The 26,670-nt window shown below is 62.7% G+C and carries 29 protein-coding genes; 15 read left to right on the forward strand and 14 right to left on the reverse strand.

Going from position 1 to position 26,670, the window contains the following annotated elements; translation table 11 throughout:
- Positions 1-199: 199 nt before the first annotated feature.
- The gene (locus GJ654_RS01385) at positions 200-1,783 is read left to right on the forward strand and encodes a glucan biosynthesis protein (RefSeq protein ID WP_155444298.1); all 1,584 of its coding nucleotides are present in this window, start codon (positions 200-202) and stop codon (positions 1,781-1,783) included.
- Between the two features lie 401 nt (positions 1,784-2,184).
- On the opposite strand, the gene GJ654_RS01390 is transcribed toward GJ654_RS01385, so the two are convergent.
- Together GJ654_RS01390 and GJ654_RS01395 are read right to left on the reverse strand one after the other, a co-directional pair.
- Complete coding sequence (locus GJ654_RS01390) at positions 2,185-2,625, reverse strand: hypothetical protein (protein ID WP_155444299.1); 441 nt, start codon at positions 2,623-2,625, stop codon at positions 2,185-2,187.
- A gap of 5 nt (positions 2,626-2,630) precedes the next feature.
- Complete coding sequence (locus tag GJ654_RS01395; RefSeq protein WP_155444300.1) at positions 2,631-3,779, reverse strand: ImmA/IrrE family metallo-endopeptidase; 1,149 nt, start codon at positions 3,777-3,779, stop codon at positions 2,631-2,633.
- A 30-nt stretch (positions 3,780-3,809) separates the two neighbouring features.
- Between GJ654_RS01395 and GJ654_RS01400 the strand changes: the two genes are divergently transcribed.
- The gene (locus GJ654_RS01400; protein WP_155444301.1) at positions 3,810-4,355 is read left to right on the forward strand and encodes a hypothetical protein; all 546 of its coding nucleotides are present in this window, start codon (positions 3,810-3,812) and stop codon (positions 4,353-4,355) included.
- Positions 4,356-4,875: 520 nt separating this feature from the next.
- On the opposite strand, the gene frdD is transcribed toward GJ654_RS01400, so the two are convergent.
- The 7 genes from frdD to GJ654_RS01435 all read right to left on the reverse strand — a co-directional run bounded on the left by frdD (position 4,876) and on the right by GJ654_RS01435 (position 10,389).
- Positions 4,876-5,256: a fumarate reductase subunit FrdD gene (gene frdD / locus GJ654_RS01405; RefSeq protein WP_155444302.1), complete on the reverse strand. Its 381-nt coding sequence runs from the start codon at positions 5,254-5,256 to the stop codon at positions 4,876-4,878.
- A complete protein-coding gene (locus GJ654_RS01410; protein WP_155444303.1) occupies positions 5,253-5,651 on the reverse strand; it encodes a fumarate reductase subunit C in 399 nt (132 codons plus the stop codon). Before GJ654_RS01410 ends, frdD begins: the two co-directional genes overlap by 4 nt.
- Entirely contained in the window at positions 5,648-6,424 is a 777-nt protein-coding gene (locus GJ654_RS01415; protein WP_155444304.1) for a succinate dehydrogenase/fumarate reductase iron-sulfur subunit, read from the reverse strand. The genes GJ654_RS01410 and GJ654_RS01415 overlap by 4 nt, the downstream gene beginning before the upstream one ends.
- Positions 6,417-8,204, reverse strand: a complete 1,788-nt coding sequence (frdA, locus tag GJ654_RS01420) for a fumarate reductase (quinol) flavoprotein subunit (RefSeq protein ID WP_264586082.1) — start codon at positions 8,202-8,204, stop codon at positions 6,417-6,419. The genes GJ654_RS01415 and frdA overlap by 8 nt, the downstream gene beginning before the upstream one ends.
- 132 nt (positions 8,205-8,336) lie before the next feature.
- On the reverse strand, positions 8,337-9,155 hold the full coding sequence (locus GJ654_RS01425; protein ID WP_196305390.1) for a purine-nucleoside phosphorylase: 819 nt from the start codon (positions 9,153-9,155) through the stop codon (positions 8,337-8,339).
- Positions 9,139-9,558, reverse strand: coding sequence for a cytidine deaminase (gene cdd, locus GJ654_RS01430; RefSeq protein ID WP_264586083.1), 420 nt, complete (start codon positions 9,556-9,558; stop codon positions 9,139-9,141). The genes GJ654_RS01425 and cdd overlap by 17 nt, the downstream gene beginning before the upstream one ends.
- Positions 9,559-9,570: 12 nt before the next feature.
- Positions 9,571-10,389, reverse strand: coding sequence for a hypothetical protein (locus GJ654_RS01435; RefSeq protein WP_155444306.1), 819 nt, complete (start codon positions 10,387-10,389; stop codon positions 9,571-9,573).
- A 336-nt stretch (positions 10,390-10,725) separates the two neighbouring features.
- On the opposite strand from GJ654_RS01435, the gene GJ654_RS01440 reads away from it, so the two are divergent.
- Positions 10,726-11,292: a methylated-DNA--[protein]-cysteine S-methyltransferase gene (locus tag GJ654_RS01440; protein WP_196305391.1), complete on the forward strand. Its 567-nt coding sequence runs from the start codon at positions 10,726-10,728 to the stop codon at positions 11,290-11,292.
- Here the strand turns inward: GJ654_RS01440 and GJ654_RS01445 are convergent.
- Entirely contained in the window at positions 11,276-12,472 is a 1,197-nt protein-coding gene (locus GJ654_RS01445; protein WP_155444308.1) for a hypothetical protein, read from the reverse strand. The genes GJ654_RS01440 and GJ654_RS01445 overlap by 17 nt on opposite strands.
- A gap of 156 nt (positions 12,473-12,628) precedes the next feature.
- Here GJ654_RS01445 and GJ654_RS01450 point away from each other — a divergent pair, with 156 nt between their 5' ends.
- From GJ654_RS01450 to GJ654_RS01475, 6 genes are all read left to right on the forward strand, one after another.
- The gene (locus GJ654_RS01450; RefSeq protein WP_155444309.1) at positions 12,629-12,829 is read left to right on the forward strand and encodes a hypothetical protein; all 201 of its coding nucleotides are present in this window, start codon (positions 12,629-12,631) and stop codon (positions 12,827-12,829) included.
- 69 nt (positions 12,830-12,898) lie between these two features.
- Positions 12,899-13,855 (forward strand): thioredoxin-disulfide reductase, encoded by a 957-nt coding sequence (trxB, locus tag GJ654_RS01455; RefSeq protein WP_246664524.1) that lies wholly within the window; start codon positions 12,899-12,901, stop codon positions 13,853-13,855.
- 148 nt (positions 13,856-14,003) lie between these two features.
- Positions 14,004-14,390: a response regulator gene (locus GJ654_RS01460; RefSeq protein WP_155444507.1), complete on the forward strand. Its 387-nt coding sequence runs from the start codon at positions 14,004-14,006 to the stop codon at positions 14,388-14,390.
- A 120-nt stretch (positions 14,391-14,510) separates the two neighbouring features.
- Positions 14,511-14,885 carry a phage holin family protein gene (locus tag GJ654_RS01465; protein WP_155444310.1) on the forward strand — a complete coding sequence of 125 codons (375 nt, stop codon included), beginning with the start codon at positions 14,511-14,513 and terminating at the stop codon, positions 14,883-14,885.
- A 35-nt stretch (positions 14,886-14,920) separates the two neighbouring features.
- The gene (locus tag GJ654_RS01470; protein WP_155444311.1) at positions 14,921-15,832 is read left to right on the forward strand and encodes an SPFH domain-containing protein; all 912 of its coding nucleotides are present in this window, start codon (positions 14,921-14,923) and stop codon (positions 15,830-15,832) included.
- A gap of 70 nt (positions 15,833-15,902) precedes the next feature.
- The gene (locus tag GJ654_RS01475; protein WP_155444312.1) at positions 15,903-17,396 is read left to right on the forward strand and encodes a DUF1254 domain-containing protein; all 1,494 of its coding nucleotides are present in this window, start codon (positions 15,903-15,905) and stop codon (positions 17,394-17,396) included.
- 75 nt (positions 17,397-17,471) lie between these two features.
- Here the strand turns inward: GJ654_RS01475 and GJ654_RS01480 are convergent, their stop codons facing one another.
- A complete protein-coding gene (locus GJ654_RS01480; RefSeq protein ID WP_155444508.1) occupies positions 17,472-18,131 on the reverse strand; it encodes a phosphodiester glycosidase family protein in 660 nt (219 codons plus the stop codon).
- Positions 18,132-18,277: 146 nt separating this feature from the next.
- Here GJ654_RS01480 and ribB point away from each other — a divergent pair, with 146 nt between their 5' ends.
- Complete coding sequence (gene ribB, locus GJ654_RS01485; RefSeq protein WP_155444313.1) at positions 18,278-19,573, forward strand: 3,4-dihydroxy-2-butanone-4-phosphate synthase; 1,296 nt, start codon at positions 18,278-18,280, stop codon at positions 19,571-19,573.
- A gap of 422 nt (positions 19,574-19,995) precedes the next feature.
- Here the strand turns inward: ribB and cbiB are convergent, their stop codons facing one another.
- A complete protein-coding gene (gene cbiB, locus GJ654_RS01490; RefSeq protein WP_155444314.1) occupies positions 19,996-20,973 on the reverse strand; it encodes an adenosylcobinamide-phosphate synthase CbiB in 978 nt (325 codons plus the stop codon).
- On the opposite strand from cbiB, the gene cobD reads away from it, so the two are divergent.
- Positions 20,972-21,973 carry a threonine-phosphate decarboxylase CobD gene (cobD, locus tag GJ654_RS01495; protein WP_155444315.1) on the forward strand — a complete coding sequence of 334 codons (1,002 nt, stop codon included), beginning with the start codon at positions 20,972-20,974 and terminating at the stop codon, positions 21,971-21,973. The two genes, cbiB and cobD, sit on opposite strands and share 2 nt — an antisense overlap.
- Here cobD and GJ654_RS01500 read toward each other — a convergent pair whose 3' ends face one another.
- Positions 21,974-22,813 (reverse strand): DUF1499 domain-containing protein, encoded by an 840-nt coding sequence (locus tag GJ654_RS01500; RefSeq protein ID WP_196305392.1) that lies wholly within the window; start codon positions 22,811-22,813, stop codon positions 21,974-21,976.
- A 68-nt stretch (positions 22,814-22,881) separates the two neighbouring features.
- On the opposite strand from GJ654_RS01500, the gene aroC reads away from it, so the two are divergent.
- The 4 genes from aroC (at position 22,882) to GJ654_RS01520 (ending at position 25,806) form a co-directional block, all read left to right on the forward strand.
- Positions 22,882-23,991 carry a chorismate synthase gene (aroC, locus tag GJ654_RS01505; RefSeq protein WP_155444317.1) on the forward strand — a complete coding sequence of 370 codons (1,110 nt, stop codon included), beginning with the start codon at positions 22,882-22,884 and terminating at the stop codon, positions 23,989-23,991.
- Positions 23,992-24,055: 64 nt separating this feature from the next.
- The gene (locus GJ654_RS01510) at positions 24,056-24,298 is read left to right on the forward strand and encodes a hypothetical protein (protein ID WP_155444318.1); all 243 of its coding nucleotides are present in this window, start codon (positions 24,056-24,058) and stop codon (positions 24,296-24,298) included.
- Positions 24,299-24,372: 74 nt separating this feature from the next.
- Complete coding sequence (locus tag GJ654_RS01515; RefSeq protein WP_155444319.1) at positions 24,373-25,020, forward strand: class I SAM-dependent methyltransferase; 648 nt, start codon at positions 24,373-24,375, stop codon at positions 25,018-25,020.
- A 30-nt stretch (positions 25,021-25,050) separates the two neighbouring features.
- Complete coding sequence (locus GJ654_RS01520; RefSeq protein ID WP_155444320.1) at positions 25,051-25,806, forward strand: lysophospholipid acyltransferase family protein; 756 nt, start codon at positions 25,051-25,053, stop codon at positions 25,804-25,806.
- Here GJ654_RS01520 and GJ654_RS01525 read toward each other — a convergent pair.
- The gene (locus tag GJ654_RS01525; protein ID WP_155444321.1) at positions 25,767-26,654 is read right to left on the reverse strand and encodes a GNAT family N-acetyltransferase; all 888 of its coding nucleotides are present in this window, start codon (positions 26,652-26,654) and stop codon (positions 25,767-25,769) included. The genes GJ654_RS01520 and GJ654_RS01525 overlap by 40 nt on opposite strands.
- Between the last annotated feature and the right edge of the window lie 16 nt (positions 26,655-26,670).

The raw sequence follows: 26,670 nt of genomic DNA on the forward strand, positions 1-26,670 counted from the left end.
AAATGCGCGGGAATGCAAGGGAAAAAACGCCGCGGTCGCAACTCTTTCGCAGGCCGCGCGGTTCGGGCGCGCTGCATCAATAAGCAGCATGGATAAAATGTAATCCCCAGGCGTCCGGTGCGGGCGCCAACGCCTTGCCGAACGCCGAAAAGCTCGCTACCAGCAAGGCCATAGTCTTGTTTTGCCCCCCGAGTCGAACATGCCCTCCCTTGACCGCCGCTTCGTCCTCAGCGTTCTCGCCGCCTCCGGCGCCGCCGCGCTGGCGCCGCCGGCTTTGGCGAAGCCCGCCTATGCCCAGCCAGGACCTTCGGAGAAGGGCCAGCCGCCGCAGCCGCAAAAGTTCAATTTCGAAGACGTGCTCAAGCGCGCCAAGGAACTGGCAGCCGCGCCTTACGACGCCATGCCGCCGAAACTGCCGGAAGCCCTGGGCAAACTCGATTTCGACTCCTATCGCGACATTCGCTTCAAGGCGGAAAAATCGCCGCTGAACGTCGGGCCCTTCCGCCTGCAATTGTTCCATCCCGGCTTCATCTACACGCGCCCCGTGGTGGTCAACACCATCCGCGACGGCATCGCCACGCCCATTCCCTATTCGGCGAACCTGTTCGACTACGGCCGCAACAAGTTCGACCACAATCTGCCGGTGAACCTCGGTTTTGCGGGCTTCCGGCTGCACTACCCGCTCAATTCCGCCAAGGGCAATGACGAACTCGTCTCCTTCCTCGGCGCCACTTACTTCCGTTTCCTGGGTCGCGGCCAATCCTATGGCCTTTCCGCGCGCGGCCTGTCCGTCAATACCGGTGGAGACGACGAGGAATTTCCGCTGTTCCGCGAGTTCTGGATCGACGTGTCGGAGGGGGCTGAGCGGGGGACGATCTACGCGCTGCTCGACAGCGCTTCCGTGACCGGCGCCTTCCGCTTCGACCTCTACCCCGGCGTCGAAAGCGTCGTGGAAGTGACGGCGGCGATCATCCCGCGCCGCCCCGACGTGAAATTCGGTCTCGCGCCGCTGACCTCGATGTTCTTCACCGGCGAGGACAGCCCGCGCCCGCCCGAGGAATACCGGCAGGAGCTGCACGATTCCGACGGCCTGCTCATGCACACCGGCGTCGGCGAGTGGATCTGGCGGCCGCTGCGCGCGCCCCGCATCGGCGGCATGTCGACCTTCGAGGACAAGTCGATCAAGGGGTTTGGCCTCGTCCAGCGCGACCGCAATTTTGACCGCTACCAGGACATCGAGCTGTCCTACGAGACGCGCCCGACCTATTTTGTCGAGCCGCACGGCGACTGGGGCGAGGGCCGCATCGAACTGCTGGAGCTGGCGACCAAGGACGAGACGGCGGACAACATCGTCGCCTACTGGACCCCGCAGAACCGGCCGGAAGCGGGAAAGCCGTTTTATTACTCCTACCGCATCCGCTCGCTGTTCGAGGCGCCCGATCTCTCGCCCAACGGGCGGCTGGTCAATCTGTGGAAGACGGTTCCCAAGGCGCTGGGCTCGTCGGAGCAGGTGGGCGTGGGTTCGCGGCGCTTCATCCTCGATTTTGCCGGCGGCGACCTCGGCTATTACCTCACCGATCCCAGCCAGGTCGAGGTTTCGGCCACGGCGTCACGCGCAAAAGTGTTGCGCACGTTTATCGCGCCCAACCCGCACGTCCAGGGTTTTAGAGCCATGATCGACGTGCAGACCGATCCCGGTGTTTCAGCGGAAATCCGCGCCTTTTTGCGCGCGGGACCGCGGGCGCTGACGGAGACTGCGCTCATTCCGTGGATCGCGGAATAGGGCGCATTTTTCCGGGAGCCTCGATCCTTGCCCCGCTCGCGGGGAGAGGTTGGGCGCCGCATTGATGTCGCCGGGAGAGTGCGTGCCCATTTCGCGAGCCGTAAGGGCGTAGCGCGGGGTCAAGTCCTGGCGGCGCGATGACATGCCGCGCGAAAGGCCGAGTCCGGCTCTGAACGGATATCCAGCCTTGATAATGGCCGACTGTAGTAACAGGGTAACCGGTCATTCGCCGAGTTAATAATCCCACACGGACAGATCATTTCCCTCCGCACTCGTCCTTCGACCAGCTCTTTTTGGAATTCTGATGCGCCATCAAACTTGACGTCGGGATTATTCGCGCGCATGTAGCCCCCATCAAAGCCGTCCGCAACCAACGCGGCACCGATTAAACTGGGAGCGCTTCAAATGCTGCCAATATCGTCAATTTCCAGCACAGTGCAGGTAGTGACCTTTTTGTAAAAAGCCATGTTTGATGCCCCGTGCGTGAACAATCCCACTTTTTCGACGGATGCGACCGCTCCTGCCGCCCAGTTGCTATTTCCGTATGGGTCCATCCGAAAGCCCGAGTTTGACTTCGTCACGAGCGACGCCGTGGCTGCATCGTAACTAACGCTGTTTTTTATCTTTGTGATATTTCCACTTACAGACTCTTTTAACAATTCCGCTTCGTCCTCAAAAGCTTGCGTAAATTCGTCCCATACTTGAGTTGGAACGCGAATAGCGCCATTGCTTAGCATGTGTAGGGCGGCACTTTTAACGGAATTCTTTGTAGTGGTTGCGACGTGAAGCAGTGCTTCACAGTCAGCAACATAATATGAAGGCTTGCTGGCGGTGCGCGACATGGAGTTCAATCCTCCATATCGGTGGGCAACGCTGTTGATGCTAATTCAAAATATGGCCTTTGCCATTTCGGTTTCAGCCCACAGGCACGGTAAATCTCGATAGGCGAAACATCTCCTCTCGATAATGCGCGTGAAAAGACCTTGGCGAAACAAAATCCGTATTTGGCTAATTTGAATTTTTCTTCCGGTGCTCGACGACCAATACCAAAGCCCTGAGTTATGTAATCGGGATTTCCGCTTGCACGAACCAGAGAAAGCCAATTGATATAGCTTCCCTTATCCAAGATAGCTAATTGCTCGAAGCGTAATACTGTTGCCTGCTGGCTTGCCTTCAATTTCTTGGCCGCACGAGCGACTGTGTCTCGATCCGCTGTTTGTGAAATGCCAAGATCGGCAGCGACCTCGTCGCATAGACTTTTTGGCAACAAAAACGCAGCCGCAAATCGGTTACACAAAGCCTCCACAGGATTTCTTCGAATGAAGGGATCAGATATCCCAGTCTGCGCCAGTATGACGTGGGCGAGTTCATGAATTAGGGTGAAGAGTCGCCTTGATGCATTCTGGTTTTTCGTATTCACCACAATTACGGGCGCGCGCTTGTCCGATAGACAGAATCCACTTCCCTCTTCGGATGGGAACGAATCTTGGAGAACAAAAACCCCATTCGCCTCAATTTTTTGTCGGCATATATAGTAGAACGCGCGAGCATCCTTCGCATTTTTTTGGTCAAGCGCTGTTATTTTAAGGTATTTGCGCACTTGTTTTGCGAATGCGATAACATTAAACGGCGTTAGTTGCCCTTCAACATCAAGCGAGCACAGCGCTTTGTTTTCAATTGCAATCTCTTGAACGCGTCTCGCGACTTCAATCGCTTCTAGTGTTTCCCTAGAATTCGCTCTGAATGTCGGCGTTTCTAATCTGAAATCAGGAATCGCTGCCCTTAATGGTGGCGCTTCGTCCATGTAAAAGACGAATGTGGGCACGGCAAGCTCACGCGCCATTGCGGCCAGCGTGCTACGTTTTGGTCCTTCGTCCGAACGTAGTTGCTCCGCGAGATCGGATTCGTGCTGTTCAAGACGCGCGGCAATCGATTTGATTGTTTGGTTTCGCGCTTCTAGTACGGCTTTGAAAACCGATGCGTTAAAATGCGACATAGATCGAATCGTCGATAATGAGCGGGCACAATGAAGCTGAGCGATTTTGAATCACTTGTCCAGCTTGGCGTAGGCATTCATGCCGGAACTGCATTTTTCAGTATGCTTAATGAAATTCAGCTTCAGCCAATCGCCGGGCGAATCGCCGAAGTGGAGGCGTGGTTGAAAGATTGCAAATCGAAATACATTGATAATAAGCGTGGTTTTTATTTCTATGAATTTCTTAATAAAAAAAATAAAACTGAGCTAGAAATAAAGGTAGATGAGTTAATTGATAAGCTAAATGGTATCAGAACTTCTATTAAAATATGCAGGATTCAGCACTTTAATGAATTTAAAAAGCTAACAAAGATCAACTTTTCAGTTGGCGGTCTTCTATTGATGGTGCTTGTCGTCGCATCGTTCTGTCCCGATGCTGAACTCAATGTATGGACGGCAATCTTGCTTAGTGGACTGTGCTTTTGCCCAGCATTGTGGAGCTTCATTAGGCTTTGGCGGCGCGGGCGCGATGCACTGGCTCCTGCGCTCGATCGCTTGGCATTCTTGGAAGCGATAATGCGGGGTGAGGACGTTTAACGCCGCCACTCGCGACAGGAAAGGGGATCGCTAGGGACAAAGTTCAAGAACGACAGCTCTGTGCGCCATTTATTACACTCAGCCTACGCCCGCTTCCCGCCGATTCCCGACTGGCGCCCAAAGCATTTCTGCGGTCTTTTTTTGGCGCTGTTCACTGGAGCGCGAGAACCTGTTTCCCAGAAATTTCCACTAAAGGTTGAAATCAGCACGAAAAAAGTGATCGGAAATCGCGTTGTTTCTTGCATTTTCGTGCGAAAAACGCGCAAAAGACGTCCGTTTTCGTGTGTGCAACTCAGAGGTTGTTGCGGCGGCCGGGGTGTGGCGGGTTCGGCAGGCGTCGAATAAGGTCGATATGATTCAACAGTTTACGCAAAAATGTTTCACGTGGAACATAACAAGAACAAAAATTTCGCGTTTGTCAACCGGGGGGGATTCGTTTTCACTTTTCACCAAAATGCGGTTTTTGGCCTCGCGGGCTGGCGTGGACGCCCGGCGCAAGGCCGGACGTCACACGCGCGGGTCAGAACCCGATCGCCAGAAGCAACAAAATCGTCGCCACGCTCACCAAAGCCGCGACGCCATAGGTTCCGAGTTTCAGGACAAGGCTCGACCCTGCCTTCATGTCCTTGAGCGTGAGAAAAACCCGCTCGGCGCCGTGCCAGAAGAACAGCGCGATCAACGCCAGCAGGACCAGTTTACCCAGCGGATTTCGCGCGAAGGCGAGCGCGGCGTCGTAGCTCAAAAAGTTTTCGGGCAGGCCCGTTCCCGTCGGCGCCAAAATGCCGGTGATGAGGATGAGGGCGGGTCCGAACAGAGCCGAAAGCATGCCGCCTGCGCCGAACAGCAGCCAGAAGATCGGCGATATGCTGCGTTTTTGGATTTCTCGCGTGCTAAAAGTCATTGGGCCGCCCCCAGCACAAAAAACACCAGGGCCAGCGACATCGCGCCGGCGAAAATGGTGGCGATCCGCGTGATCTTTTTCGGCGGAACCGCTTCGCCGTTGACGATCATTTTCGGCATCGTTTTTGGAAGAGTCTGGAACCACGTGATCACGTGAAAAATAACCGCCGCCAGCAGCAGCACATGCAGCAGCAGCGACGCCGGGCTCTTGAGGAAATCAACGAAACCCGCCCAACTCTCCGGCCCACGCGAAAGGCTCAGGAGTCCCGCGAACAGCACGCCGCCATAAGCCGCGACGGCGACGCCGCTCAGCTCGCGCGCGGTATAGGCGCGGTACGGCGGCTTGGCCCACCAATTCCCCGGCATCGGCCGCCGGTAGGGGCGTCTCTCGTTCATTGGGGCTGCTCCGTTCTCAGGAAGCGCAGGAAGAAGTCGAAGGCGCTGTTGGTCTTGTTCTGGTTGACGGCGTTGGCGGGGTCCACCTGTTTTGGGCAGACCTCCGAGCAGATGCCGACGGCGGTGCAGGACCAAACCCCGTCCTCGCCATGGATCGTGTCGAGGCGTTTTTGCCGGCCGCCGTCGCGCGAATCGCCATTATAGCGTTGCAGCATGGCCATGGCGCCGGGGCCGATGAAATCGGGGTTTTCGCCGAATTGCGGACAGGCGGCGTAACACAGCATGCAATTGATGCAGTCGCTGAACGACTCATAGGCGGCCATCTGGGCCGGAGTCTGGAGATGCGGTCCTTCCGCGACGGTCTTCTGCTCCTTCGGGATCAGATAAGGATAGACGCTCTCGATCTTCTTCACGAAGGCGTCGACGCTGATCACCAGATCACGCTCGATCGGGAAGTTTTGCAGGGGCTCGACGGTGACGGGGCCCGGCGGGAGATCGCGAAGCAAGGTCGAGCAGGCGAGTCGCGGCGTTCCATTGATCATCATGCCGCAGCTTCCGCACACGGCCATGCGGCAGGACCAGCGGTACGACAGCGTGCCGTCCAACGTATCCTTGATGGTCTGCAACGCTTCCAGCACTGTCATGCCTTCCGCGCCCGTCACCTGGAACGAGCCGAAAGCGGGCTCCTCGTCGCGCCCCGGCGTATAGCGCAGGATTCGCAGCTCGAATGTTTTCTGCAGCACGGCGGATTCGGCGTTAACGGGTTCAGACATGCGCCCCGTCCTTCTTTTCAAGCTGTTCGCCCCGCGCCCCATAGGCGCGTTCGCCCGGCTGAGACTTGGTGATCTTGACCGGCCCGTAGGAAATTTCGGGCGCGGCGCCCGGTCGATAACGCGCGAGGCTGTGGGCCAGGAATCGTTCGTCGTCGCGCTTTTCGAATCCGTCGAGACGCTGGTGCGCGCCGCGCGATTCTTTGCGCAGCAGCGCGCTATGCGCCATCGCCTCGGCGACATCGAGCTGATAGCCGAGTTCGAGCGCGGCGAGCCAGTCGGTGTTCCAGATGTCGGAGCGGTCGTCGAGCGTGATGTGTTCCGCGCGGCGCTTGAGTTCGGCGAGTTTTTCACACGTCTCCTGCATTTCCGGCCCCAGCCGGTAAATGCCGCAGCCCTTTTCCATGGTGCTCGCCATTTCCTTGCGGATGACGGAATGGCGTTCGCCGCCGCCTTTTCGGTCGCGAACCGACAGGGCTTTGGCGATGCTCGCCTTGGCCTGATCGGCCAGGCGGGCGGGATCGACCGCCGGCGCGCCCCGGGCGAATTTGACGGCTTCCTGGCCCGCGACGCGTCCGAACACCGTGAGTTCCCCCAGGGAATTCGAACCGAGCCGGTTGGCGCCGTGGATGCCGACGCTCGAACATTCGCCCGCCGCGAACAATCCCGCCAGCGGCGTGGCCGTATTGATGTCGGTGAGGATGCCGCCCATGGTGTAATGCACGGCGGGACGCACGGGGATCGGCGTCTCCGCGGGATCGAGGCCCATGAATTCCTCGGCGAGGCCGAAGATCAGCGGCAGCCGCTCCTTCAGCTTGGCGCGCCCGAGATGGCGCAGGTCGAGGTAAACCGCCGATTCGCCCTGCGGCGTGACAAAAGTGCGGCCCTTGCGCTCCTCCTGCCAGAACGCCTGGCTGAGTCGGTCGCGCGGCCCCAGCTCCATGGTCTTGTTGCGCGGCTCGGTCGTAACCGGGCCGAGACCGTAATCCTGGAGATAGCGATAGCCGTCCTTGTTGACGAGATAGCCGCCTTCGCCGCGACAGGCTTCGGTGAACAGAATGCCGGAGCCGGGCATGCAGGTCGGATGGTATTGCACGAATTCCATGTCGCGCAGCGGCACGCCGTGCCGGAACGCCAGCGCCATGCCGTCGCCGGTGACGATGCCGCCATTGGTGTTCTGCCGGAACACGCGTCCCGCGCCACCGGTCGCCAAAATCACCGAGCGCGCGAAAATGGCGGTGAAGGCGCCGGTCGAGGGCGACAGCACCGTCGCGCCCTGGGCGCGGCCGTCGGCGACGATCAGGTCGAGACAAAAATGTTCGTCGAATCGCTTGATCGAGGGATAATGGGTCGAGGTCTGGAACAGGGTGTGGAGGATGTGGAAGCCGGTGCGGTCGGCGGCGAACCAGGTGCGCTCGATCTTCATGCCGCCGAAGGCGCGCACGTTGATCTGGCCGTTGGGCTTTCTGCTCCAGGGGCAACCCCAGTGCTCCAACTGGATCAGCTCGGCCGTGGCTTCGCTGACGAAATACTCCACCACATCCTGCTCGCACAGCCAGTCGCCGCCATGCACCGTGTCGTTGAAATGGTTTTCCAGCGAATCGTGCGCCTGGATGACGCCGGCCGATCCGCCCTCGGCCGCCACCGTATGGCTGCGCATCGGCAGGACTTTCGACACCAGCGCGATGGTGAGCGAGGGGTCGGCTTGCGCCGCGGCGATCGCCGCCCGCAGGCCGGCCCCGCCCGCGCCAATGATCAGGACATCAGCCTCAAAAATCTCCACGGCGGGCTCCGTTCACACAAAGGAAGGCGCTGTCCCGCGGAGCGGGTGTGAGCGAGGGGATCATAGCAGGCCTTCGGGGTTTCTCCACAATGCTGCGACGCATGAAAGAGTTATTTTTCGGAAGAGTGAGGGTCAAAACGTATCGGCGGTTTTCATGAAGGCGCGCAACAGGCGGCGCATCGGCACCAGAGCGGCCAGCGCATGTTTTTGGTTCTCGGCGAGGCTTGGCGGCTCTGAGGCTTGCAATCCCGAGAAAATGTGCGACGCCGCCACGACGCCCGCCGCGCGCAGGCCGATGGCGCGCGCCAGGATGATCTCCGGCGCGACCCCAAATCCGATGGCGTCGGCGCCCATCTGTCGCGCCGCGCGCGCTTCGGACGGCGTGGGGAATGTGGGACCGGTCGCCCACAGGAACACGCCTTCCTGGAGCGGCACTCCGGCGCCGGCGGCGGCGCGCTTGATGCGCCGTTGCAGGCGAGGATCATAGGCGTCGTGCAGCGAGAAGATGGTGTCGTGGCCTGTGAGGCCGATCAGCGGGTTCAGTCCGAACAGCGCGATATGGTCGGTGACCAGCATCAGGTTGCCGGGATAAAGGTCGGCCTTGCAGGAGCCGGCGGTGGCGAAGATCAGGAGATATTTGGCGCCCAGCGCCTTCGCGGTTAGCAGGGGCGTCATCATGCAGGTGGGGTCGCCGGCGCCGAAAAAATGCGGCTGTCCCTGAAGCATGAAGACATTGGCGCCCTCGAACGCGCCGATGCTCGCCCGTCCGGTCACGCCGGGTTCGTCGACGGCGACGAACCCGGGGAGTTCGGCGTAGTCGACGCTCACGCCGCCGCTCAGCATTTCAGAAAATCCCCCCAGGCCGAAACCAAGGAGCACGGCGAAGTCGACGGGTTCGACCGCTCCGCGCGTGCGCAAAAGGGCCGCGGCTTGTTCAGCATTTTTCGACATCGGCATTCCCGTTGAGAGCCTCCGGCCCGAACGCGTGAGGGAGAAGCTCGGAAAGAGCGTGACGGCTGCAATTCCCCGATTCGTCCGCGAGATAGACTACCACCAAACCTTTAGCGAATTCGGACATGCGCTGGCGGCAGGCGCCGCAGGGCGCGATCCGCTTGGGACCCAGCACCAGGATTTCCAGGATCTCCCGATCGCCGCCCGCGACCATGGCGGCGATCGCCGAGGTCTCGGCGCATATTCCCAAGGGATAGGCGGCGTTTTCGACATTCGCGCCCGCATAGACCGCGCCACTCGCCGCGCGCAGCGCCGCGCCGACCGGAAAGCGCGAATAGGGCGCGTGGGCGCGCCCGCGCGCCTGTTTCGCCCGGTCGAACAATTCAGCCAGAAAGTCGTTCACGCAAGAGTCCCGTCAGAATCGGCGCCACAGGGCGATCAGCGCGCCATATTCGCGGTAGGCGTTGACGCCGGCAAGGGTGGCGAAGCCGCCGATTTGCGCGCGCCAGTTTTCGTTGACGGCGTAGACGAGGCTCAGTTGCGCCTTGGACTGCGCCCAGCGGGGATAAGACGGGTTGGTGGAAGGCCCGGACACCACGTTGAAACTTTGCGCCAGCACCATGAGATCGGGGCGCGCGTAGACGCCGAGGCTCAGGTCGGCGTGGGCCTCGTTCGGCGGCTGGCCGCCGCGAAAGCGATAGCCCAGGGAGACATCGACGAAGCCCGGCAGGGCGCCGACGAAAAAATTCTTGCCGCCGAGAAAGCGGAAGTCGAAATCGATGTTCTGCGAGCCGCTGAGCGAAGCGTTCGCGGCGCCGCCCGTGCCGGGAACCTGCGCCTGGGCCTGGACCGAGATCACGGAGACGTCGTTTTGCCAGACCCGGCCGCGCACGCCGATTTCGCTGTTGCCCAGGCCGGTGAATTTCTGATTCTCCGGCGCTCCGAGCGCCGAGCTTTGCACCGATGGCTTCACTGTCGCGGCGAGCCAGTCGGTGAGGCCGTAATCGAGATAGATCGACGCCTGCCAGGAGCGGTATTTCGGCGTCGGCGTGAATTGGCCCACCTGGTTGAAGCCTGTGTTCGACTGGTCGAACAGGGTGGTGACGATGACCTCGCCGTGTCCGGCCTCAGGCGTCCAGGCTCCGGCGAAGGCTGCCGCCGGGACGAGGGACAGGGCGAGCGCGCAGACGGGCGCGAACACACTCCGGTGTGAGCTCGGATCGCCAAGGCACATGGTCGCTTCCTGTCCTGGTGACGCAGCGGGACTGCGTCACCTGAACTATCGCCTTCCCTGAAAAACGGACAACCGCGAATGCAATCTATTTTTGCAAATTCGCGCAATACAACCTTGCGGTGTGTAATCGGAAAGGACGGTTTGCGGTCTTTTCGACCTTTGCTTCGCGCGCCGGCGCCAGTATGGTTTCGGGTCGCGGAGGAGGGGGGGCCGCTGCGCGTGGGACGATCCCGCGCGCGCAGGTTCCGCGCGTCCGTGCGATTTGCATTCGGCGCCGCGCCTTGTCTCAGGGGGCGGCGCGGGGGTTCGGTCGGGTGGACGCACATGGCGAGCGGGATGCGAAGGGCGAGGAAGCCTGAGGGGAACGGTGAAGACGTCGTCTATGGGTTCGGCGATACAGTCCTGGGTTCGGCGCTGGCGGCCGTTTCCCCGCGCGGCGTCTGCGCCCTGCTGTTTGGCGAGCAGCACAAGAAGCTGACCAAGGAATTGCGCGCGCTCTATCCCCGGGCGCAGCCCGCGCCGGAGGAGACGTTGCAATGCGCCCTCGATGCGGCCCGCGACGTCGCCGAGCAGCCCTGGCGTTCCTTCTCCCTGCCGCTGGACATAGAAGGCACCGAGTTTCAGCTTCGGGTCTGGACGGCGCTGCGCGATATTCCGCCGGGCGTGACCGTCAGCTACGCCGAAGTGGCGCAACGGATCGGCGCGCCCAAAGCCTTGCGCGCCGTCGCCGGCGCGTGCGCCGCCAACCATCTGGCCATCGTCATCCCCTGCCACCGGGTTCTGCGGCTCAATGGGTCTCTCTCAGGCTACCGTTGGGGCCGGGAGCGCAAGCTCCGCCTGATTGAATTGGAGAAAGGCGCGGCGAGGCCCACGCCGGAGGCGCGGGTCACCGCAAGTCCGTGAACGAGCCTGCGTTGGTTTTCCGCCCGCGCGCGCCCAAAACCACTTCGCCGGTTGGCGACGCCGGTTCACGGGCGGATGGACCCGCCGTGTCAGGCTCATCATCGGGCCATGGTGAACGCAAGAACGAACGCCAGGACGGCCCCGCGTCCACGAATTCGATGCGGTTGTCGGTGATGCGCGCGCGGGCGCATTCCTCGGCGCGCGGCGCCTGTTCCGTGTCGGACTTCAACTCGCGGCAGACAAGGTCGCCCTGCCGGCGCCAGGCGCCGATCCAGAGGCTCACCGTGTGGCGCGCGAGACGGGACGCTTCGAACACCTGTCCGTTCGGCGCGAAAAAGGTCGCGGCGCGATCCGCGTCGCGGCGTTGACGTACGAGAAGGGCGCCGACAAAGCTGCGCCCGTCCGCGACCGGGTCCCGCGTCCATTCGGCGGCGGGCTTGCCTTCGAGCAGCGGGACGTAACCGGGGAGTCCCAGGACGTTGCCGCGCAGCAATTGGACATTCGGCGCGCCCACGCCCTCGACGGAGCCCATCGGCTCACCCTCTTCCAGGGCGCTGATCCTGTCGGGCAAGGCGCTCAACGCGCCTTTCCGCAGCTGGTCGTTCAGGCGAACGGCGAGGTAGAAACATTCACGCTTGTCGCCGCCCAGGCTGCGGCACAGACGGTCGTCGTCGCGGCTCCAGAGCCGCGCCTCGAGTCCGGCGCCGTCGGATTCGGCGACCACGCCGCGCGAGGCGAAATAAAGGAAGCGCTTCTCTCCTTTGGGGCCGGTGATTTCCAGCGTGTTGTCGACCACCGCCCCCAGAGCGGCGGCGCCGCGCAGCGTCGCGGGCATGACCTCCTGAGGCGGCAAGAGCTTCGGCTTCTCCGCTTCGGCCGCGTTTTTCTCGGCCTCCTCTGCTTTTTTGTCCGCCTCCGCCTTTTTCGCCTCTTCCTCTTCGCGCTTTTGCTGATCGGCGGCGGCTTCCGCGGGGGCCTCTTTCGAGGCGTCCGCCGGCCCGGCCTCCTCGGCGCCCATGAAGGCGTCCCCGTTGCCGGCCGCCTGCCCCTTCTGCTTCTTCGCCTTGTGCGAAGCGAGGACATAGGTTCCAGGCGCCTGGTACTGAACGAACATGCCGCCGACGAAGCCGATGGCGATCAGCAGGGCCACGGCCCGGAGCTTGTAGGGATCTTTCTTCATGCTCCCTGATCTCAAAGAGGCGATTTCCGCGGCAGCCTAGCTGGCAAGCGTAAATTTCGGTTGAACGACGCTGTCGGCGCGGCGTCCCAAGCGCGACCTTAAAAATAATTTCAACCTTTGTGGGTTTTCTTGGGCGAGCCCCAAGAGGAACCTGCCGTGGACCAGCCTCAGCCCGAATCGACCAACAATCTCGCCGTCATGTTGCCCGTGATGCTCGCGGTGACCGTGGGCGTTGGCTACGCGCTGAATTCCGTGTTGCGCGACAAGGGCCTCGGCATTTTCGGCAACGGCGCCGTGATGATGGTCGGCATGGCGATGGGCGTCTTCTTCATGAGTTTCGTCCAGTCCTGGCTCTGAGGCTGGCTTTCCCTTGGCCGTGAATTCCTGTAGACGCGCACGAAACGTTTGTGTCTGCGGAGAAGAGTCTTGAGCCCCACCTCGCGCCACGCCAAGGTCGTCATCATCGGCTCCGGCCCCGCCGGCTACACCGCGGGCATCTACGCCGCCCGCGCCATGCTGAAGCCGCTGCTGATTTCCGGTTATGACGCCGGCGGACAGCTCATGATCACCACCGATGTCGAGAATTATCCCGGCTTCGCCGAGCCGATCCAGGGCCCGTGGCTGATGGAGCAGATGCGCGCGCAGGCCGAGCATGTCGGCGTGGAGTTCGAGTCCGACCATATCGTCGCCGCCGACTTTTCCCAGCGTCCCTTCCGCCTCACCGGCGATTCCGGAACGCTGTACACCGCCGACGCGGTGATCATCGCCACGGGCGCCAAGGCGCAATGGCTGGGCCTGCCCACCGAAGAGAAATTCAAGGGGTTCGGCGTGTCGGCTTGCGCCACCTGCGACGGCTTCTTCTTCCGGGGCAAGCCGGTGATCGTCGTCGGCGGCGGCAATTCGGCGGTCGAGGAGGCGCTCTATCTCGCCAACATCGCCTCGAACGTGACCCTGGTGCACCGTCGCGACTCCCTGCGCTCCGAGCGCATCCTCCAGGAGCGGCTGTTCGCCGCGAAAAATGTGGAGATTCGCTGGAACCGGGTCATCGACGAGATCATAGGGTCTCAGTCGCCGCTTTCCGTCGAGCGCGTGCGGCTGCGCGACATTGTGAGCGGCGCGACCGAGGAGATCGAGGCGGAGGGCGTGTTCGTCGCCATCGGCCACAAGCCGGCGACTGAGCTTTTCGCGGGACAATTGGCGCTCAAACCCGGCGGCTACATCAAGACGGCGCCGGATTCGACCGCGACCAACATCGAGGGCGTGTTCGCCGCCGGCGATGTCGCCGACGACAAGTACCGCCAGGCGGTGACGGCGGCCGGGCTCGGCTGCATGGCGGCGCTGGAGGCCGAACGCTGGCTGGTCGCGCAGGCGGGAGGCCATTGATCCGACGCTTCGTCAAGTGACGAAGGTTAGCAATGTTCTGGTTTCATTAACGGTTCGCGGGGCATGATCACGTTTGAATGACGCGGACATCCGCGTGAAAGGCATGCGTCAGGCGAGGCGCATGCCGGGGCAAGCCGGGGCGAACGTGATGAAACAGGGGCTGATCGTCGACGATTCCGCGGTGATTCGCAGGGTGACCGGCCGCATTCTTGAACTGTTGGGTTTCGTCAGCACGGAACTCGACGATGGCGCGAAGGCTCTGGACCATTGCCAGGCCGCCATGCCGAACGCCATTCTGCTCGATTGGAACATTCCGAACGTCGACACGATCGAATTGCTGCGCAAACTGCGCCGCGTGCCCGGCGCCGACCAGTGCAAGATTCTGTTCGTCATCACCGAGAACGACCCGATGCTGATCGGCCGGGCGCTGCGCGCCGGCGCCGACGACATCCTGCTCAAGCCCTACGATCACCATGCGGTGCAGGAAAAGCTCGAGGATCTGGGGCTCATCGCGCGTCAGGCGCAAGCGTCCTGAACTCTTCGGGAGTCTCGAACTCTTCGGGCGTCCTGAACTCTTGGCGCTTGCGCCCAAGCTTCCTATCTATGCATTAATGCGGCAGCGCGCGGCGTATTGGCGCGCGGCCAGGAGGCTGTCATGATCGGATTTCTGCTTCGCGCCCTGGTGGTTGCGCTCGGCTTGGCGGTGGCGTCGCGGATTGTTCCCGGCGTGTCCTACACCTCAACGGAAAGTCTGCTGTGGGCGGCGGTGCTGCTCGGCGTCGCCAACGCCATCATCCGGCCGATCCTCGTCGTCCTGACCATTCCCATCACCATCCTGACGCTCGGCCTTTTCCTGGTCGTCATCAATGGCCTGATGATTGAACTGGTCGCCCATTTCCTCGACGGATTTGTCGTGAGCGGCCTGGGCGCCGCCATTCTCGCCTCGCTGGTGGTGAGCGTGGTGAGCTGGATCGTCTCCTGGTTCGTCGGTCCGCGCGGCGGGGTCGAAATCATCGTCGTGCGGCGCTGAGTCCGGCGCCGCCGCGTTCGGCAGGGGAGGCGTCCATGGAGATGATCATCGGTTTCGGCGTGCTGGGGTTCGCGGGCTTCCTGGTCCTTGTGCTCGTCCTCGGGGCGTTCTTCACGGTGCAGACCGCCGAAATGGCTGTCATCACCCGGTTCGGGCGCTATGTCCGCAGCGCCGAGGCCGGTCTCAACTGGAAGATCCCGCTGATCGAAAACGTCGCGGGCCGCATGAGCCTGCGGGTCAACCAGATCGCGCTGACCATGGAGACCAAGACCAAGGACAATGTCTTCGTCACCATTCCCATTTCCGTGCAGACGCGGGTGAGCGCGGAAAAAGTGTTCTCCGCTTTCTACAGCCTATCCGACCCCGAGGCGCAGATTCGCGCCTATGTCGAGCAGGTGGTGCTCGGCCATGTGCCCGGCATGACTCTCGACGCGGTGTTCGCCAGCCAGTCCAGCATAGCGGCGGCGGTGAAGCGGGAGCTCGACGTCGACATGGCCGCCTTCGGCTATGAGATCGTCAATGTTCTCGTCACCGACATCATCCCGGACGCCAAGGTGAAGTCGGCGATGAACGACATCAACGCCGCCCAGCGCGAGCAGGTGGCGGCGGCGGCGCGCGGCGAGGCCGAAAAGATTCTGGTGGTGAAGAAAGCGGAGGCCGAGGCGGAGTCCAAGGCTTTGCAGGGCCAGGGCATCGCCAACCAGCGCAAGGCGATCATCGAGGGCCTGCGCGGCTCGATTGAGGATTTTCAAAAGACCTTGGGCGACGCCAGCGCCAAGGAGGTCATGCAGCTGGTGCTGGTCACCCAATATTTTGACACGCTCAAGTCCATCGGCGAGCAGAACAAGACCAACACCCTGTTTCTCTCGCACGCGCCCAGCGCGGTGCAGAATGTCACCGACCAGATTTTGCAGGCGCTGGTGGGAGCGGAGAAGACCAAGGGGTAGCGATCACATTCGAGCGCTCTGTTGCTGTGATCGATGGCGGGCCGACGGCCCGAAATTCGGAGACTCATTCATGAAAGCAGCGTTGTTTGGCGCCCTGTTTGCCTCAATGGCATTGTCACCGGCTTCGGCGGAGACCTACAAGACGACCACCCCTCTCGCGCCAGGCGTGGCCACGCCGGATCATCTGGAAACGTCCATCGGCGCCCTTCATCTCATCGACGGCTCGCCGACCCCGAGGACGGTGGAAAAGATTTACGACAATCTCGACCGCTCGCGCGCGTTGCAGGCCTATCTGCTGGGCGTGCCGATCGTCAATCAGGCCAGCATGCGCGAGTCCCTGCGCAAGTTCGGCCCCGACAACCAGACCGACGTCATCTGGGAGACCCTGGTCGACCCCAGGACGGTGGAGCTGACCGCGAACGACAACACCATTTACAGCTTCATCTGGCTGGACACGCACAAGGGTCCTCTGGTCGTCGAAATTCCGCCCAAGGTGCTCGGGGCGATTAACGATTTTTGGTACAAATGGGTCGCCGACGTCGGCATCACCGGCGCCGATCACGGCGAAGGCGGCAAATATCTGGTGCTGCCGCCGGACTACAAAGGCGAGGTTCCCACGGGCTACATTGTCGTGCGTCCGAGCACTTATGGCAGCTGGATGCCTTTCCGCTCCTTCCTCGTCAACGGTTCGCCCAAGCCCGGCGTCGAGTCGGTCAAGAAGAACCTGAAGATTTACCAGCTTTCCGACGCCGCCAATCCGCCGCCGATGAACATCGTCAATGCGTCCGGGATTCCCGCCAATTTTGTTTTCCCCAGCGACTATTCGTTCTGGAGCCTGCTCAATGACGTGATCCAGGAGGAGCCGAGCCAGGGCTCCGACCCGACGACGCTCGGCCTGTTCGCGTCCATCGGCATCGTCAAGGGGCAGCCGTTCGCTCCTGACGAGCGGATGAAGAAGATCCTGACCGACGCCGCCAACATCGGCGCGGTGACCGCGCGAACCCTCGCGTTCAAGATCCGTCCCACGGATGCGTATTTCTATCCGGACAGCGAATGGCGGAAGCCGTTCTTTGGCGGCTACAAGTTTGAATCCGCGCCGGGCGTCAGCAACCTCGATGGCGCGGCCTTCTATTACTTCTTCGCCACGGGCGTTACACCGGCGATGGAAGAGAAAATGGTCGGCCGAGGCTCGCAATACCCCTGGACGGCCAACGACTCGAAGGGCAAACCCTTCGATGGCGGCAAGCTTTACAAGCTTCATCTGCCGCCGAACATTCCGGTCAAGGATTTCTGGTCGGTCATCGTCTACGACAACCAGACACGCTCGATGTTGCAGACGGACCAGAAGGCGCCAAGCGTGAGCAGCCTCGATCCGGGCTTCAAGACCAATGCCGATGGTTCCGTCGACGTCTTTTTCGGCCCCAAGGCGCCGGAGGGGCAGGAGAAGAACTGGGTGCAGACGATCCCCGGCAAGGGCTGGTTCACGATCCTGCGCCTCTATGGACCGCTCGAAGCCTGGTTCGACAAGAGCTGGCGTCCCAGCGAGATCGAATTGCAACAATAATCCGGTGGACGTGCGGGCGTTGAGGGCGAAGCTGGGCGTAGCCTTCAACGTTTTTGCTATCCAACGCTCCCGCGGCTACTTGCCCTTGACCACCACACCGATCATCGGCCCGAGCGGCAAGGTAAAATCGTCGCGGCCGAGTTCGGGCGCGTAGAGCGCGGAAACCGAGCCGTCGAGGAACAGAGCGTTGTCGCAGCGCAGGGCGTCGCGGAACAGGTCGGCGAAAGCGTGGAAGGTCACGGGCTCGTTGGAAATGGCGAACACCGCCATCCCCTCCCGGTCCACGCCGACCCCATTGCGCGACTTTTCCGAGACGCCGTCGGCATGGATGCGCGGATGGATTTTTCCGGCGATCACCAGCATCGGGCCGGACTGGGTGGCGTAATCGGCGGCGGGGCGCTCTTTCAGGAACGCCGAGGTTTCCACGACGCCCGCGCGGCCGCGCCCGACATAAAAGACGCCGTTGGGTTTGAGGTGAAAATTTCCGGCGCCGGAGCGGGTGTTTGCCCGGCGCAATTCCTCCGCCTTCTCGATGTAGAGGCCAACGGGCGCATTGTCCCTGTCGTACATGCCGGCGTTCATGGCGAAGGCCAGTCTTTCCACGGGTTTCAGTGTGGCCGCGACGCCCGAGAAGGAGCCGAGCGGCGCGCCGTCGGGGCCTCGCCAGAACGTTCGAATGTCGTCGTGGCGCGGGTCGAACTTGCAGACGGTGTAGTGCTTGCCGTCGCGGCTCATGTCCTCGCACGCCTTGGCGAGGGCTGGCGGCGCGGCGACGCTCAAGCTCGTTGCGAGGCACAAAAAAACCGCTCGGTGCGGGTGGGGTCTGCCGAACAGCGATTTTAGTATTGCTAAAATCGGCAAAAGCTCTAGCCTCTTGCGCCATGAAGTTGGCGGATTGGTTGCGCAAATCCGGCGTGAGCCGAATCGAGTTCTCAAGGCGGCTCGGCCTCACTCCTGGCGCCGTCAGCCAGTTGTGCAATCAGCAGAGCGTGTGGATGTCGCGCGAGACGGCGCAAGCCATTGCGCGCGAGACCGGCGGCGCGGTGACGCCGAACGACTTTCTGCACGAATTCTCGGCAGACAACAAGAGGATGGCATCAAGCATGACTCATTCGGTGAATGAGGCGATCGAGGCGATCAAGCGCGGCGAAATTGTCGTCGTCACCGACGATGACGACCGCGAGAACGAGGGCGATCTGGTGATGGCGGCGAGCCTGTGCTCGCCGGAGAAAATGGCCTTCATCATCCGCAACTGCTGCGGCATCGTCTGCGCGCCACTGACCCTCGAGGAGGCGCGCCGCCTCCATCTGGCGCCGATGGTCGCGGAAAACGACGCGCCGCTCGGCACCGCCTTCACCGTTTCGGTGGACGTGAAACACGGGCTGACCACCGGAATTTCGGCGGAGCAGCGCGCCAACACGGTGCGCGGTCTCGCCAACAACAATCTCGGCGCGAACGATTTCGTGCGCCCCGGCCACGTGTTTCCGCTGATCGCGCGCGAAGGCGGCGTGCTCATGCGCTCCGGCCACACCGAGGCCGCGGTCGACCTGTGCAAGCTCGCGGGCCTGCCGCCGGTGGGGGTGATCTGCGAACTCGCCAATGACGACGGCACGGTGATGGTGGGGCCGCAGATCGCGGAATTCGCGGAAAAGCACAAGCTCAAGCAGATTTCGGTCGCGGAGCTGATCGCCTACCGACAGGCGCGCGAGCATCTCGCGCAGCGCGTCGCCGAATTCCCTGTTGAAACCAAGTTCGGCACTTTTAAGGGCTATGCCTACGTCACCCCCTTCGATCAGGTCCAGCATTTCGCCCTGGTGGTCGGCGACATCGGCGACGGCCGGGACGTGTGCGCGCGCCTGCATCGCGCCGACCTCTTGGGCGATGTGTTCGGCGGCGGCGCGATGATCAACGCCGCGCTGGACAATTTTTCGAAACAGGGTCGCGGCGTGCTGGTCTATCTGCGCGACGGCGCGGTGGGCGTGCCGGCCAACATTTTGGGGCAGAAGGAGGAGACGGCCGCGGAAAACCAGCGGGCGAAGAACTGGCTCGACATTGGCCTGGGCGCGCAGATCCTGCGCGATCTCGGCGTCGTCTCGATCCGTCTGCGCACCAAGGCCCCGCGCCGCTACGTCGGCCTGTCCGGGTTTGGTATCGAGATCACGGCTTTCGAGGAATGAAGGTTGTTGGGCGTTGCCTCTCCCTCTCCCCGCCAAAGCGAGGAGAGGGGCGGGTCGCGGCCTGCAGGACCCGCGCGAGAGCCCGTTCACCGAACGGGCTCTCGTTTTTTGTTTCTACGCGTTTTCTTCACGCGAACCGGCGCCCACGTCGCTCGAAAACGCTCTAAGCAAACATGCGTTGATCGCCCAACGAATGTTTGCTTAGGTTCCTTTGTTTTTCGCAGATTTTTCATCCGAAAACCCGGTGGCCACTTTTCGGAAATCCTGCTTAGGCCGCCGTGATCGATCGCATTCTCGACGAACTGGCGGACCATCTCGCCGCTCATGCCGATCTTGACGTCCGGTTCAGTCTGGCGCGGTGAGCGCGCAAAAAAAAGAGCCGGCCCAGGGGCCGGCTCCAATGCGTAAAGTCGTTGAAAAAATTACCAGATCACCAGCAGCAGCAGGGCGGCCAAGACGCCGATCTGCACGAAGCAGGCCTTGCGATAGAGCGTCAAGGCGCGCTTGACGTCCGCAAAGTTCAGCTCCGAGCGGCCATTGCCCATGGTGGCGTCTTCAATGGTCTCGCCATTGTAAACGCGCGGTCCCGCGAGCTTGTAGCCGAGCGCGCCAGCGACAGCCGCTTCCGGCCAGCCGGCGTTGGGCGAGCGATGGCGGCTGGCGTCGCGCAGCACCGCGTCCTTGGCGCCGCGCCAGTCGGCGCCGGGCGTCAGCGCCGCCGCGATGGCGAGCCAGACGGCGGAGATGCGGGACGCCGGCAGGTTCAGGAGATCGTCGAGCTTCGCCGTCGCCTCGCCGAACACGCGATATTTTTCGTTCTTGTGGCCGATCATCGAGTCGGCCGTGTTGACCGCCTTGTAGATCGCGCCGCCGAAGACGCCGAACAGAACCGTGTAGAACGTGGGAGCGACCACGCCGTCGGAAAAATTCTCGGCGAGGCTTTCGATCGCCGCGCGGGCGACGCCGGCCTCATCGAGTTCGGCGGTGTCGCGGCCGACGAGCTTGCCGACCTTTTCGCGAGCGGCCGGGAGACCTTCAAGCTGCAAGGCGCGAGCGACTTCCTCAACGTGATCGTAGAGGCTGCGCTGAGCGACCAGGCTCGAGGCGACGGCGGCCAGCAGCACAAAGCCGATGATGCCATGACCGGCCCAGTCCGAGAAGAAATAAGCCACGGCGCCGGTGACGACGACGATGATCGCGATGGTCGCGATGCCGCCGTTGCGCTTGGCGTCGGGGGTGGCGCCGGACGCGTTCAGCTTGTCGTCGAGCAACTTGATCAACGCGCCGATCCAGCCGACCGGATGACCGATTGCGGCGTAAACTTTTGGCGGATAGGAGAAGAAGCCCTCGAGCAGCAATGCGGCGAGGGCGAGGGCTAGAGTGAAGGCGGATATTATCATGGCGAATCCCTGTGACGCGCCTCATTATCATGGCGGAAGACTTTTCGCCGCAACAAAAAAATACCCCCTTGCCCCCAAGCCCTGGCTTGATCTTTCGACGGGAATCAATTGCGTTGCTTATCCGTTCGTTACGCCAAGCGCCGACGCCTATGCGCGGCTGCCCGAACCGGAGGCCGTGGAGGCTTTGGAGGCGGTTGCGGCCCGGTTTTTCGGACTGGGTGATTCGCAGTGCTGTGTCGCCGCGCCGGGCACGCAGGCGCTGCTCCAGGCGTTGCCTCGGCTGATTCCGGCCAAAACCGTGGCTGTTCTGGGCTTTTCCTACGCCGAGCATCGCCGCTGCTGGGCGGCGAGCGGCGCCGAGGTTTTTGTCGCCGAACACTTCGACGGTCTGCTCGCGGCGGAGGTGGCGGTCATCGTCAATCCCAACAATCCCGACGGGAAGCTGCGGCAATTAGCCGCGCTTCGCGATCTCGCAAGCCGTCTGGCCCAGCGCGGCAAATGGCTCGTCATCGATGAGGCTTTCGCCGACCTTCTGCCCGGCGCCAGTCTCGCCCCGGACCTGCCGCTGCCGGGCGTGATCGTGCTGCGCTCGTTTGGCAAATGTTTTGGCCTTGCGGGCGTGCGGCTCGGTTTTGCGCTGGGCCCGCAGCCCTTGGTTCGGCGGTTGCGGCAGGCCCTTGGGCCCTGGGCGGTGAGCGGCCCGGCGCTTGAGATCGGCCTTCAGGCCTATGCCGATTCCGGCTGGGTCGCGCAAAGCGCCGCGCGTCTGGCGCGCGACGGCGCGGCGCTGGACGCCGTGATGCGCGACGCCGGTCTTGATGCGGTGGGCGGGACGCCGTTGTTCCGCCTCGTCCGCCACGAGCGCGCGGCGGAGATTTTCGAAAAACTTTGCGGCGCGGGCATTCTCGTTCGGCCCTTCGAGGAAAAGCCGGGATGGCTGCGCTTCGGCATCCCCCATGGCGAGCAGGAATTCGCCAGATTGCGCGGCGCTCTGGCCTGACTATTCCTCGCTGTCCCTGTCTTCCAGCGCTTCGGTCAGCGTGCCGATCAGGGTCGCGCCGGCGCCGAGATCGGTGGGCGCGTAGCGCATGGCGACGCGCATGTCGACGCGGGTCTGCTCGTCTGCCGGTTTGATGCGGATCGACACGGCGATGGGGATGTGCAGGGCGCGCGACCAGGTGAGGGCTTCCAGCCGCCCCTCCGGCCGCGCCTCGCCGCCCGGACGGACCTCGTCGAGCACGGTCCAGCCCAGGGCCGTCACCGCCTCTCGGGCGGCGTTGAAGGCTTCGTCGGTTTCGAGATCGAGCAGCACCGGCTTCACGTCGGGATAGGCGGCGACCTGCTCTTGCGCCCTGCCGGGGTCGAGCGGTTTCGGCGCCCAGCCGCGCGCCTTCTCGACGGCCGGTTCGGCGGAAAACACGGGGGGATCGACGTAATCGGTGGAAATGTCGGCGAGAAGCGTGGGGGCGCCGGTCGAATACGCCAGCCAGGCGGGATAGGGGATGAAAAGGGTGAGCAGCAGCAGGGCGACGATGATCTGCTTCGCCCCGCGCCGGCCATTGACCCAGATCGAGACCATGGCGGCGCAGGCGGTCAGCAGGGCCGCCGCCGCGATGACCAGGGCGATCAGGAACAGCAGCAGGCCGAGCCCCGGAGAGGGCGTGCGCGTCGGGCTGAAGGTGAGAACGGCGACGAATAGCGCGAGCGGGCCGCGCGCGTGGCTCGCCGCCAGCGCCAACAGCGCCATCCCGATCGACGCCAGCGCCAGCTTCCTCGCCAAGATCGCCGTACGCGACACCGGCTGATCATACGCCAGCCGCCGCAATGCGCTTCCCGCCATGGCTCCCCCTTGTCCGCGAAGGGGTAACAAGGCTTGGCGTTCCCCGCAATCCATGATTATTACGGCACATGTCTCACAACACCTTTGGCCACCTGTTCCGCGTCACCACGTTCGGCGAGAGCCACGGGGCGGCGCTCGGCTGCGTCGTGGACGGCTGCCCGTCGCGGCTGCCGCTCGAAGCCGCCGAAATCCAGAATTTTCTGGATCTGCGCCGCCCCGGCCAGTCCCGCTTCACCACCCAGCGGCAGGAGCCCGACGCGGTCAAGATTCTGTCCGGCGTGATGATGGACGAGTCGGGCCAGCACCTCACCACGGGAACGCCGATCGCGCTGCTGATCGAGAATACCGACCAGCGCTCCAAGGACTACGGCGAGATCAAGGAGTCGTACCGGCCCGGCCATGCCGATTACGTCTATGACGTGAAATACGGCATTCGCGACTATCGCGGCGGCGGGCGCTCCTCCGCGCGCGAGACGGCGGCGCGGGTGGCCGCCGGCGCCGTGGCGCGAAAAGTGATTCCGGGCGTCAAAATTCGCGCCGCCATGATCCAGGTGGGTCCGCACAAGATCGACCGCTCCCGCTGGGACTGGGACGAAGTTGCGAACAACAGCCTGTTTTGCCCGGACGCGCAGGCCGCCGCCCTTTGGGCCGATTATCTCGACGATATCAGGAAAAAGGGCTCGTCGATCGGCGCGGTGCTCGAAGTCGTGGCGGAAGGGGTTCCCGCCGGCTGGGGCGCGCCGGTCTATGGCAAACTCGACGCCGATCTCGCGGCGGCGCTGATGTCGATCAACGCCGTCAAGGGCGTCGAGATCGGCGACGGATTTGACGTCGCCGCGCTCACCGGCGAGGACAACGCCGATGAGATGCGCGCGGGCAATGACGGGCCGCAGTTCCTGGCGAATCACGCCGGCGGCGTTCTGGGCGGCATTTCCACGGGTCAGCCGATCGTCGCGCGTTTCGCGGTCAAGCCGACGTCCTCGATTCTGACGCCGCGCCTGTCGGTCAGCCGTTACGGCGAAGAGCTGGAATTGCGGACAAAAGGCCGGCACGACCCCTGCGTCGGCGTGCGCGCCGCGCCCATCGCCGAAGCCATGGTCGCCTGCGTGCTCGCCGACCATTTTTTGCGACATCGCGGCCAGCAGGGCGAGGGGTTTTCCTGGCCGTTCCCGCGATGAGCATGGACGGCGCGGCGGCGGGGGCTTAAGCTTCGGCGATCAACTCCCGATTGTGGAGGCGGTCATGCCATTTCTTCTTTCGATATTGGTCCTGGTCTGCGGCGCGAGCGCCGCATCGGCGCAAGACGCGGTATCGCCGACCGTGCAGCATTTGCTCAACCAGGAGTTCGGTGTGGTCGGAACCTTCCCGAGTCCGAGCGGGGTGGGCGTGTTCCTGCAAAAGAAGGATCAGCTTTTTCTCTGTCTGGTGACGGAGACGCCGAATTCGAAAACCGTGTCGACCAGCTATTGCAAGCCCGTCGAGTAGCCTGCAAGCTTCATGTGATTGTCACCTGAGTTTCATAGGCAGTCGGAATTGTCCTGGGTTATCGGGAGTTCGACATGTCGCAAGTGCTGGCGCCGGCTGAGGATCTCAACGCGCGCAAAACCTATGAGCGCATCGCCTTTCTTTATGATTTGCTGGACGCGCCCTATGAGATCGGCTGGAAGCGCGCCTTGCGCCGGCGCATGTTCGAGGGCCTGACCGGCGCCATTCTCGACGCCGGCGTCGGCACAGGCTGCAATTTCACCGCCTATCCGATGGGGACGAGGGCTTCCGGCTGCGACGCCAGCGTCGCCATGCTGGAGCGCGCCCGCGCCCGCGCCGACCGGCTTGGCGTCGATGTCGAATTGCGCCGCTCCGATCTTACCCGGCTCGACTGGCCGGACGAAAAATTCGACGGCATCGTCGCCACCTTCGTCTTCGCCTGCATCGAGGATCGCGAACAATTGGCGGCTCTCGAGGAATTGCGTCGCGTCTGCAAGCGCGGCGGCGAAATCCGCATCGTCGATTATCGCCTGTCGTCGCGCCCTCTGGTGCGCAAGCGCCAGCAGGTGATGTCGAGATGGCTGAGCGGCGCCTTCGCCGCCACCTATACCCCGACCACCGAGGCTTATTTCGCCGACGCCGGTCTGGAAGTGATCGAGGAAAGGTTCTTGCGTGGCGATGTGCTCAAGATGATTCGGTTGCGCCCGCGCCAAATGTCATGAAACTGTCGTCGGCGCGTCCGATGAAGCGGCATGCCCTACCTTCGCGCGCTCGCTTTCCTTCTCGCCCTGACCCTCTCCCTGATTTTCGCCGCGCCGCTGCAATGGCTGGCGCGGCGGTTTGACTGGCCGCTCCAGCATCGCATCCAGATGGCGTTTTGCCGCGTGATGCTCGCGACAATCGGCATTCGCGTCGAGGCGCACGGGACAATCCCCGGCGCGCGCCCGCGCTTCCTCGTCGCCAATCATGTGTCATGGACGGACATTCTGGCGCTGGCGAGCGTGACGCCACTCGTCTTTCTCGCCAAGAAGGAAGTGGCGAGCTGGCCGGTGCTGGGTTTCCTCGCGCGCCTGCAAGGCACGGTGTTTGTCGAGCGCGAGAACCGGCGCGCCCTTCCGCTGGTGAATGCCGCCTTGTCTGAAAAGATGCGCGGTGGAAACGATGTCGTCGTCTTCGCCGAGGGCACGTCCAGCGACGGCTCATCCGTGCTGAAATTCAACGCCGCGCATTTCGCCATGCTGGCCGATATGCAGGCGGCTGGGCAATCCTTCACGCTCGCGCCCGTCGGCATCGCCTATTCGCGGGATGTCGGCTGGTACGGCGACATGACCTTTGTGCCCCATCTGTGGAGCCTGATGAAGAGCGGCGGCGTCGTCTGCCGGATTTTCTTTGGCGAGGCGGTCGCGACCGAGGGACGCGACCGCAAGCAACTGGCGGCGGAAACCGAGACGCGGGTGCGCGACCTGCTTCAGGCCGCGCGCTCGGAATCGCCGAAAAATTCGAGATAGCGCGTGTCCATCTCGGCCACGGGCATGACGACGAACACGTCGGTGGTGTTGAATTTCTTGTCCACCACGGCGCCGTCGCCGAATTTCGCGCCGACGCGCAAATAGCCCTTGATCAACGGCGGCAGGCTGGCGAGCGCCCTGCGCTGGTCCATCGCCGATTTGTCGAGCATGGCCATGGGCACATGCAGTTCCGTTCGCGCGCGCACGCTCCATTCCGCGTCGGCGCCGGCGTGGTGCGAAAGGAAGCTGAGGGCGACCGCGTGCTTCAAGGGGTTTGCGCCCTCAAGACTGGCGCAGCCGATCAGCGCGTCCATGTCGTAAGCGCGGATGTAGGCGAGAAGGCCGCGCCACAACAGTTCAATGGTTTTTTTCCCTCGATAGGGTTTCAGGACGCAAGAGCGGCCCAGTTCCAGAAACCGCTTGTCGGGGTGGCGGGCCAGCAGCGGCGCCAAATCGTATTCGCTCGACGAATAAAACCCGCGTTTCTTCACTGCGACATCGCTGCGCAGCAGGCGATAGGCGCCCACCACCGTCGGCTTCTTCTTTCCAGTACGGCTGCGTCCCTCATGATCGATGACGATGAGATGATCGCAAAACGCATCGAACTTGTCGGCGTCGCGGCGGGTGAGCGCCGCCCTCGCATCGGGGATCGCGCCGCCTTCCTCAAAGAAAACCTTGTAGCGCAGGCGCTGCGCCTTGTGCAAATCCTTGCGCGTCGCGGCGAGGCGCACTTCGAGCGAACCGATGCGGCCCAGCGATCCCGATAAAGTCACCGGGAGGACGCGGAACGGCTTTCGAAACGCGCCGGCGATGATTTTCTTGCCGACTACGGGCGACAACCCCCACATCGCGACTCTCCAAAGC

Source organism: Rhodoblastus acidophilus, assembly GCF_009720655.1.
Taxonomy (GTDB): domain Bacteria; phylum Pseudomonadota; class Alphaproteobacteria; order Rhizobiales; family Beijerinckiaceae; genus Rhodoblastus; species Rhodoblastus acidophilus_A.